Origin of the sequence: Streptomyces alkaliphilus, from assembly GCF_014141535.1 — a bacterium.
GTDB classification, from domain to species: domain Bacteria; phylum Actinomycetota; class Actinomycetes; order Streptomycetales; family Streptomycetaceae; genus Streptomyces; species Streptomyces alkaliphilus.
The window spans coordinates 1-8,871 of record NZ_VKHT01000102.1 but is presented as its reverse complement, the minus strand read 5'-3'; the positions used below and the strand labels follow the sequence as shown (position 1 = coordinate 8,871).

General features: G+C 72.0%; 8 protein-coding genes. 2 read left to right on the top strand and 6 right to left on the bottom strand.

The annotated features are described in order from the left end of the window. The coding region (locus tag FNQ90_RS05885; RefSeq protein WP_194432279.1) for a hypothetical protein at positions 1-603 on the top strand (603 nt) is incomplete at its 5' end. Between the two features lie 214 nt (positions 604-817). Here the strand turns inward: FNQ90_RS05885 and FNQ90_RS28385 are convergent. After that, positions 818-2,749, bottom strand: coding sequence for an ABC transporter ATP-binding protein (locus FNQ90_RS28385; RefSeq protein WP_182605287.1), 1,932 nt, complete (start codon positions 2,747-2,749; stop codon positions 818-820). A gap of 463 nt (positions 2,750-3,212) precedes the next feature. Between FNQ90_RS28385 and FNQ90_RS05875 the strand changes: the two genes are divergently transcribed. Further along, positions 3,213-3,665: a DUF6624 domain-containing protein gene (locus FNQ90_RS05875; RefSeq protein ID WP_182605286.1), complete on the top strand. Its 453-nt coding sequence runs from the start codon at positions 3,213-3,215 to the stop codon at positions 3,663-3,665. A 59-nt stretch (positions 3,666-3,724) separates the two neighbouring features. On the opposite strand, the gene FNQ90_RS05870 is transcribed toward FNQ90_RS05875, so the two are convergent. The 5 genes from FNQ90_RS05870 to FNQ90_RS05850 all read right to left on the bottom strand — a co-directional run bounded on the left by FNQ90_RS05870 (position 3,725) and on the right by FNQ90_RS05850 (position 8,349). Continuing rightward, positions 3,725-4,822 carry an NUDIX domain-containing protein gene (locus FNQ90_RS05870; RefSeq protein WP_182605285.1) on the bottom strand — a complete coding sequence of 366 codons (1,098 nt, stop codon included), beginning with the start codon at positions 4,820-4,822 and terminating at the stop codon, positions 3,725-3,727. Between the two features lie 67 nt (positions 4,823-4,889). Further along, on the bottom strand, positions 4,890-5,657 hold the full coding sequence (locus FNQ90_RS05865; protein WP_407699312.1) for a PIG-L deacetylase family protein: 768 nt from the start codon (positions 5,655-5,657) through the stop codon (positions 4,890-4,892). A gap of 471 nt (positions 5,658-6,128) precedes the next feature. Then, a complete protein-coding gene (locus FNQ90_RS05860) occupies positions 6,129-6,722 on the bottom strand; it encodes a class I SAM-dependent methyltransferase (RefSeq protein ID WP_182605284.1) in 594 nt (197 codons plus the stop codon). 32 nt (positions 6,723-6,754) lie between these two features. Next, positions 6,755-8,134 (bottom strand): phosphotransferase, encoded by a 1,380-nt coding sequence (locus tag FNQ90_RS05855; protein WP_182605283.1) that lies wholly within the window; start codon positions 8,132-8,134, stop codon positions 6,755-6,757. After that, positions 8,131-8,349, bottom strand: coding sequence for a hypothetical protein (locus FNQ90_RS05850; protein WP_182605282.1), 219 nt, complete (start codon positions 8,347-8,349; stop codon positions 8,131-8,133). The genes FNQ90_RS05855 and FNQ90_RS05850 overlap by 4 nt, the downstream gene beginning before the upstream one ends. Positions 8,350-8,871: the final 522 nt, after the last annotated feature.

Sequence of the window (8,871 nt, the reverse complement as noted above, 5' to 3'; positions counted from 1 at the left end):
CCACCGACCCCCACCTACGCCGAGGCCACCCCCCGGGTGAGAGTGGCCAAAGCGATCACGGATGTCCTGGCGCCGGGCCACCTCGTCATCGCCCTGCTCCTGCTCATCGGATGGCACAGCACGGGGAACCCGGTCGGTGTCGGCTGGGGGTTGTTCGCCGCCTTCTTCTGCGGCGTCATTCCCCTCGTCATCATCCGCCTCGGCGTACGGCGGGGAAAACTCACCGACAAGCACGTACGGGTGCGCAAACAGCGCATCGTCCCCCTCACGGCCACCCTCGTCTCGGTGGTCACCGGCATTGTGCTGCTTGATGTCCTCGGCGCTCCCCGAGAGGTCTTCGCCCTGGTCATCGCCATGCTCGCCGGTCTGGCCAGCGCCCTGGTCGTGACGGTGTGGTGGCAGATCTCGGTGCACAACGCCGTCGCCGGAGGCACGGTGATGATCCTCCTCCTGGCCTACGGGCCCGGGCTTCTCCCCGCGGTCGTGCTGGTCCTCGCCATCGGCTGGTCCCGCCGCGTCCTGAAGGCACACACCCTGCCCCAACTCATCTGCGGAACAGCTCTCGGCGCCGTCGCCGCCACGGTCTTCGCCGCTCTCAGCTGAACCCGGGGCGAAGCCGGGTGGCTGAGGGCCTACCGGGGAGCCGTAATTGCGAGAGGGCTGGTGCCGGGTACTCCCGTGCCCTGCCGACCGGGTCTCGGGGGTCCAGCCGTGATGATCACGAAGTTGGGCAATCCTCCACCATCTTTCCTTCGGAAGGGTGGAAACGTCGAGGAGTAGGCGTGCAGTTCGTGACCCGTGCTTCGCGGGCGGGGGTTCAGACCTTGTCGCCGCTGTAGGTGTCGGCTTGGGCGCGCCACATCGCGGCATAGGTGCCGTTCCGGGCGAGGAGGGCTTCGTGGGTCCCTTCTTCGGTGATGGTGCCGCCGTCCAGGACGATGATGCGGTCCGCGGTGCGGGTGGAACCGAGGCGGTGGGTGATGAGGATGACGGTCCGGCCTTCGGCGAGGGCTTGGATGCGCCGGTAGACGGCTTCCTCGGCGAGGGGGTCCAGGGCGGAGGTGGGTTCGTCGCAGATCAGTAGCGGTGCGTCGGCCCGATAGAACGCTCGAGCGGTGGCGATGCGCTGCCACTGTCCGCCGGACAGGTCTCGGCCGCCCCACCAGGAGGGTGAGAGGTTGGTGTTCAGACCGTCGGGCAGGGAGTCCAGGACGGTGTCCGCCCCGGCGGCGCGGGCTGCGGCGCGGATGCCGGCTTCGTCACCGGGGCCCTGGCCGAGGGTGATGTTCTCCCGTGCGGTGACGGGCCAGCGTGCGAAGCGCTGGGGAAGCATCGCCAGGCGGCGCCACAGCTGTTCGGGGTCGGTGCGGGAGATGTCGGTGGCGTCCCAGGTGACGGTGCCGGTGGTGGGGGTGTAGAGGCCGGCGAGGAGTTTGGCGAGGGTGGATTTGCCCGAGCCGTTGGCGCCGACGATGGCCAGGACCTCCCCGCGGCGGACCCGCACGGTGACGTTCTGAAGGGCCGGGAGTTCGCTGCCGGGGTAGTGGAAGGTGACGTTCCGAGCCTCGATCACCTGCGGGTCGGCGGGCACCGGCCGGGGGTGTTCGGGCAGGCGGGTGCGGGTGGCGGTATCGGCGAGGAAGGCATCCCAGTCGGCCATGTACAGGCCGGTCTTGTAGGTGGTGTTCACGCCCTGGACCAGCCCGGCAAGGAGGCGGGAGCTGAGCTGCACCGCGATGAAGGCGGTGCCGGCGGCGGCCGGGGCGATGCGCCCGGTGGCGGCCAGCCACAGCAGGGCGGCGTAGACGCCGACCGTGGCGCAGCCGGCGACGGCGTCACCGACCAGCTGGTGGCGGGCAGTGGTGCGACCCACCTCGGCGGCGGCGTCCTCCAAGCGGGCGGCGACGGTGCGGAAGCGACCCAGCAGCCAGGGCCGCAGGGTGTAGGCCCGCACCTCCAGGGCGTGGTCCCGGCTGGAGGTCTCGAAGATCACGCTGTGGCGCAGGCGGCGGTCGGCCAGGGTGTGCCGGTCGGCCAGGTAGGCGGCGCGGGCCGCGCGCACGGCGGCGAAGCCCCGGGGGAGAACGGCCAGGAGCAGCAGCGGCAGCAGCACCGGGTGGAGGTGGGCCAGGATGCCGGCCGCTGCGGCGATGGAGAGTACCGCGCCGGTCACCGAGGTCAGAGCCTCGATCATCTGGTGGGCATCCTTGGCCGCGCGGGAGGCGGCTTCGGACTGGTCGGACCAGGCCGGGTCGTCGTAGGCGGCCAGCGGTACCCGGGTGGCGGCCTCCAGGTAACGGGCCTCGGCGATGCCGTCCACCCGGGGGCCGATGCGGGCGGTGGTGGCCACGGTGAGCGCGGAGACCAGGGAACGGGCGCAGGCGGCGACGGTGACCAGGATCAGCGCGGGCAGCGCCTCGCCGATCCGCTCGGGGGTGGCCCCGCTCGCCAGCAGGGGGGTCAGGGCGCTGGTGGTGGCGTACAGGCCGATCGCGGTGACCGCGGCGGTGATCAGTTGGAGCAGGCAGGTCAGCAGCACCGCGCGCGGCGCCGCCTGCCAGGCCAACCGGACGGCGATACCGGACAGGCGCGGCAGGCGGCGGGCGATGGTGAACCAGGAGACGTTCAGCGCGTCGTCGTGCCTCTCCGCGCTGACGGTGTAGCGGGGTAGGGGTGCGGTCGGTGATGTGCGGTGGAAGAGGCGTCGGCGGGGCGCGGCATCGGGGCGGGGTGCTGGCGAGCTCGTCACGCCTACGCCAACGATTCACCCGAACGGGTGTCACGCTGTCGGACCCCGCCAGAGGGTGGCTAACGCAAGTCCTATTCGTGGTGGCGCGTCGGGGTGATGATCAATGCCGAAGCGCAGGGCCACAGCCGATCGCCCGTCCCTGGCTGATCACTCCCCGGCCGCGCGGTTCCAGAAGTGTGCGCCGGCTGGGTGAGTCGAGGGCACCTTGCATGGCCTCCACCACCGCTCCCTCGTCGAGGGCTTGGGGTCTGTACCGCTACAGCGACTGGTTCCTGCTGACCTGCAAGGGGGTTGCCGTGGGTCACCGACCCGTACGACATCGCCCTGGCGCACACCGATTGACGACCCGTGGAACCGTAGACCCCAATGGTCAGGGGCCGGTGCCCGGTGGGATTGAGCCACGTCGATGGGATGCGTTCAGAAGTGGTCCGGTCGGCGCTCTCCGGGGCCGAGAGTCGAGCGCATGAGTGATTCGGTGGTGCGTGAGACGGTGAGTTGCTACGCCTTCGCGCGGTTCGGTCGGCGGTGGCGGCTGTGCCTGATCGAGCGGTGGGAAACCGTGGACGAGGCGAATGCCACCTGGCTGCGAGAGCTGATCGCCGCACGCGGCTGGCCGGGCGAGTCCCTGGTCGGCCGGCAGGCCGCCGGAGCCGCCTGGCTGATCACCCAGCATGCCGATCGGCAACCCGGGTTCCAGGAGGAACGCCTGGAACTGCTGGCGGTCGCCGTGACCGCGGGCGACGCCGACCCGCGGCACGGCGCTCTGCTGGAGGACCGGGTGCGCATTGCCCGCGGCCAGCGGCAAATCTTCGGTAGTCAGCTGACACAGGGCCCCGACGGGACACTCGCTCCGTATCCCGTTCGGTGCCCGGAAGAGGTCGAGGAGCTGCGGGCCGCATGGGGTTCGAGCCGCTGAAGACGTACATCGAGCAGGTCGGGTCCGGCGACCGGTAGGGCTCCGGGGCAGGTGTAGGGCTACCAGGTGGTGGGGGAGTTGAGTTCGGTGACGGGCCGGCGGCCGGAGTGGGGAATGCCCAGGAGAACGCGGGCCCGGTGAACCGCGTGGAGCTCCTCGGTCGCCGATGGCCCCCGCTCGAGGAGTTCCACGGCCTGCTCCGGGGTGGCCAGGATGCGGACGTGGGTGCGCCCGGTGGCCGGATCGACGGGGGCCGGGCCGAGGCTGGTGAGAGCTGCGGCGTAGTGGGCGCGGGCCCGGGGTTCGTCGAGGTCGGAGAGGTACCCGAGATACCGGGTGCCGGCGAGCTCGGCGGTGGCCTTCCGGTGGACTTCGCGGATCAACGTGGTCTCGGGGTCCGCGTGGCCCTGGGGGTCTGGTGTGCCGCCGGGCAGGCCGGCCGTGCCGGTGTCGGGATCGAGGAGCACGAGCACTCGCCCATCGGGGGTGAAGGCCCAGACCCGGACCCGGCGGATTCCGAGGCCGGCGGGGACGGGGGCGGAGCGGAAGGGGCAGCGGTGACGGGCTCGGGCGGTACGCAGAACCCCGACCCGGTCCAGGATGGTGGGGGTGATCGGAAGTCCATCCTCCAACAAGGCGGGCCCGGCACCGTTGATACGGGCGCGCAGCGCGGACAGGACGCGGCGGGCGTCCCCGGGGGACATCACAGCGGGCAGATCGGCTGGCTCGACGAACTCGACACCATCGATCTCGCCCGGGCGGGGCCGGATCGCCGCGATCCGGCCTTCGTCCCAAACGCCGCCGTCGAAGACGTGCAGGATCTCGCCGGGAAACCTCACGGCGGGGGACGTTGCGCGGCCGGCGGGGGAGATCCAGTCGACGGCCAGCCCGTGGGTGACGGTCGTCGTGACGCCGAGTTCCTCCTGTAACTCGCGCGCAGCGCCCCGGGCGGGAGACTCGCCCGTATCGACGGCGCCGCCGGGCAGCAGGCGGGTGGGCCGGTAGCCGACGCGCTGGAGCAGGACCTGACCGCGCCGATTGGTGATCAGTACCGAGGTGCCGGCCCATAGGGCGGCCGAGGCCCGCAGCGCCCCGTACGCCTTATCGGTCAGCGCCGCACCGGGGGGATGTTCGTCGGGTGAGGAAGTCGTCGTCATTGTCTCTCCGATCCGGTAGGTGCCGGCTCGTGGACGGTGCAGGGAGACCGGCAAGAGGAGGTGGGCGTCAGGTGGTCAGCCGGGCGGGGTCGCCCTTCGTGGGGCCGGCGGTGAGGCGGGTGAAGTGCTCGGTCCGGATGATGCGGGCACGGTCGGCCTCGGGAAGCCGGGCGAGAATGCCGGGCAGGGCCCGCTCGCGTGCGACTTCGCCGCGGTGCGCGAGGATCGCGGCCCACTTCACATCAGCCCAGGGCGTGATGTCCACGCTGGTGGTGACGTACGGGTCCGGGACCGCGAGGACGTTTTTGCCCACGCCTTCGAGCAGCGGCCCGAGAAGGCCGACGCCGGACTCGGGGTGCGTGGCGGCGTACAGCGCGGCCGGCTGCCAGGGCGGGCCCGCTTCGGGGTGCAGGTGGGCGAGGCCGGCGGCTTCGACGGCGAGGAGGGTGATCTGGTGGGTGCGTACGTGGTCGGGGTGACCGGTCAGCTGGCCAACCGCGTCGTGAGTGACGACAATCTCGGGCTTGAAATCCCGGATCCGGGCAACGAGGCGGCCGATGGCCTTGTCGAGGGGAGCGTCGATGAGACGTGGTCGGCCGGGGGCGGCCTCGGGATTGCGGGCGTCGTTGTAGCCGAGCAGGCGTGGCGCGCCGGCGCCCAGAACCGCGAGCGCGTCTGCGAGTTCGGGTGCCCTGCGACTGTCGGGGGCCCAGGTGGCAGTGACGACCCCGGTGCGGGCTCCCGCTGCGTGATGCCGGGCGAGGACGCCTCCGGCGAGGAGGGACTCGTCGTCCGGGTGGGCGAAGACGGCAAGCAGGCTGGGCAGCACGGGGATCTCCAGGGCGATCACGGTACGGGGGCCGGAGCACCGGTGAGGTGCGCCCGGCGTGGCGGAGGAGCTGGGGAGCGAGGTCCGAACGGCTGCCGCGCCCGGCGACCCGGAGGAGCCGGGCAAGCGCGACCAGCTCCCCGGCCCGGCCGGCGGGCGTGTCCAGGACGTGCGCGAACTCGGCGCGGATCCGCGCCGCTGTGACCGGCCGGGTGAGGCTGTAGGCGTGTACGAGCCCCACGTCGAAGCCGACGAGAACCAAGCCCCACCCCTGAACATGCGGGCCGCGGCGGCATGGGGGCGATGCATCCGGACCTGGTCGTTGCGGGCGTGCGGTGGCAGGAATACCGCCGTGGACGGGGACCCGGCTGCGCGGCCGGGCGCCGTGCTCACAACCACGCTCCCCGCGGCCCGGACAGATCGCGGAGGGGCGCCGACGGCCGTGGTCGGAGCCCGGGACGGTGTGGTCGGTGGCGGTCATGCCTGTGATGCCTCCGGGGTGGCGGGGCCCCGCAGGACCAGGAGGGCCAAGCCGTCCGCGTCCAGCCGCTCCACCCTCTTCCATCCGGCGGCGAGCACGGCGATCTCGTCCTCATCCAAGGCGATCCCGCGCCGCTCCTCGGGCATGGTCTCCGCTACCGGGGTGATGACGACGAGAGCGCCGCCGTCCCGGAGCCGCTCACCCAGCCCGTGAAGGACGCGCCCCCTGTCCTGCACGAACGGGTACATCAGGCGGAGCGTGACCAGGTCGTACCCCTCTTCATGCAGCGGGGCGGGGTCGTCGCGCTCGATGTCCAGCTGCAGCCAGTGCACGCCCTCGATGTCGGCGTGCTCCTCGCGGGCCCGTGTGAGCGCGCTGTCGGCGAAGTCGCACGCGTCCACGGTGTAGCCGAGCGACGCGAGGTAGACGGCCAACTCTCCGGTGCCGCATCCCACGTCGAGAACCCGGCCGCCGCCATCCGGAACGGGGGTGTGCTCGGCGAGGAGCTCTCGCTCCCGCTCACCGACCCGCCGGAAGTTCTTGCCGTCGCTGTAGTGCTGCTCCCACTCCTCGCGGACGATGTACGTCAATGTGCTGCTCCTGGTGCGTAGGTGCGGTGGGGTCAGGTGCGTCGTGCGGCGCGGAGCCGGGCCAGGGTGCGTCGGCCGCGCTCGACGAGCTCGGGGTCGTCGTGGGCTGTGCCGTAGGCGATGCCGGAGACGGAATCCAGGACGGACAGGGCCGCGAGCCGGGCGTCTTCCTCCGGGGTGAAGGGGCGGCCGTAGCCCTCCATCACAGCGGCCAGGAGATCGGGGCGGCCGTGCCAGGCATCGGACAGCCGCACGAAGTCCCTGATCGCCGGGCCTTCCTCCGACCGCTCGAAATCGATCACGTACAGGAGATCGGTCTCGTCGTCCCATCGCAGGTTGCGCAGCTGAAGATCTCCATGTGTGGGGACCGTCTCCAAGGCGGGCAAGCCGGCGGCCTTCTCCGCAGTGGCGCGGATGAACTCCTCATCCCCGGGCGCGAGGTGGGCGCGGGCGCCGGCCAAGTGCCGTTCCAGTTTCCCCCGGGACAGGGCGCCGGCGGCCGCGCGCGGCGGGGCGCTGGTGTGGATGGCTGCTGCGAGCTGCCCGATGCGGTGGAAGATCCGGCGTTGCTGCTCGAGCGGATAGGTGACGCCGTGCAGGGAACGGCCTCCCACCGCGGTGAGTACCACCGTTCGCAGCTGCGCGTCGGCTGCCACCAACCGGGGCGCGGTTGCGCCGAGGGAGGGCACCCAGCCGCGGAGCGCGGCGACTTCACGCCGGTGAAAGCGGTCGTTCCGGTGGATCTTCACGTACCAGGTGCCGCCCTCGGCGCCGCTCGCCCGCCAGACGCGGCTCTCCTCTCGCGCCCATGACGCGTCCGTCCAGTCGGTGATCCGGCCCACCGCCCGTTCGGCGAAGGCGCGCACCTTTGGCGGGACCGCGCCGGGGCTGCCGGGTTCGGGCACCGGGACCAGCCGGTCGGCGGCCGGGGCGTAGGCGATCGGATCGCCGGGCTCCTGGAAGTGCACGGCCATCCGCGCACCGGCCCGGTAGGCGTCCAGCCCGGCCCGGCAGTACGCGACCATCGGCTCCGGAAGCCTGTCGAGCGCGAACCAGTCCATGGCGTCGCACACCCGGGGCTCCATGACCTTCGGGGTGCCGTCCCAGCGCCTCACCTCGAAGAACACCCCGATGCGCGCGCCGCCGGCGGGAGAGCGGTGGTGCACGGTGACGGCCGCATGGACATCGGCCGGATCGACGACGATGCCGGCCTCTTCCCGGGTTTCGCGCACCAGGGCCGTGACCATGTCCTCCCACGGACCGTCCAGGTGCCCGCTGACCAGATGCCAACATCCCGCCGCGTACACGCCGCCGGCCCGCCGGGACAACAGCACCTCGGGCCCGGCCGGGCCCGCGCGCAGGGCGATGAGGTGCACGTCGAGCGGCTCGGTGTGCCGCTCGGTACCGCTCACGCGTCACCGCCGGGGCGGCGGGCGAGCAGCACGTGTCCGGTGCCGGCGTCGAGGTCCGGCAGGACAGGTCCGGGTACGCCGTTCCGAGTGGCAGCCGAGAGGTGGATCGCCGCGTCCGGCAGCCCGGGACGGTAGCGGGCGGACTCGGTGGCCTCGGCCCCGAACAGGGCATCGTCCGAGTCCGGTGCGGGGGCCGGCTTACGGGGGCGGGTCATCGTGGGTCTCCGGGAGTGTGGGGAAGTTGCCGGGTCAAGAACCCGTTCGGGCTGGTGGCCCGCTGGACGTCGTCGGTGTGGAGGTGGAGCCGATAGGCGGCCGGCGTGATCAGGTACAGCAGCGCCGGGACCCGGCCACGACCATGACGTCGGACCCGGCACTCATCCCGCCACCCCGACGGTGCCGGCCCGCGGACGGACCGGGCCCGCCGCCCGTTCCCGGGAGATGCGTGCACGCCGCTCACCATCCCAACCGGGAGTAGAGACGGCCTTCGGCGATAGCGGCGGTCCGCCCGGGGTGTCACCCGCCCCACAGCGAAGGGGCGGCGCCGGACGAGCCGCTCGAAGGGTTCTCGGCCGCGTGCCGGCGAATGAGGTCTCGCGTCGCGGGGCTCAGAAAGTGTTGGGTAACTGATCGGTTGCTTGGTGTGATGTGCGGGTGGTGATCCTCGTGGCCGGGGCGGCGCGAGGATCACCGTCGTGTGTGTTTGTGTGTGCAAGCCCTCCTACGACTCGTCGTTG

Coding starts and splice junctions, on each gene's coding strand:
- FNQ90_RS05850 (WP_182605282.1), bottom strand. CDS start 8,349: ATGACCCGCCCCCGTAAGCCGGCCCCCGCACCGGACTCGGACGATGCC.
- FNQ90_RS05875 (WP_182605286.1), top strand. CDS start 3,213: ATGAGTGATTCGGTGGTGCGTGAGACGGTGAGTTGCTACGCCTTCGCG.
- FNQ90_RS05870 (WP_182605285.1), bottom strand. CDS start 4,822: ATGACGACGACTTCCTCACCCGACGAACATCCCCCCGGTGCGGCGCTG.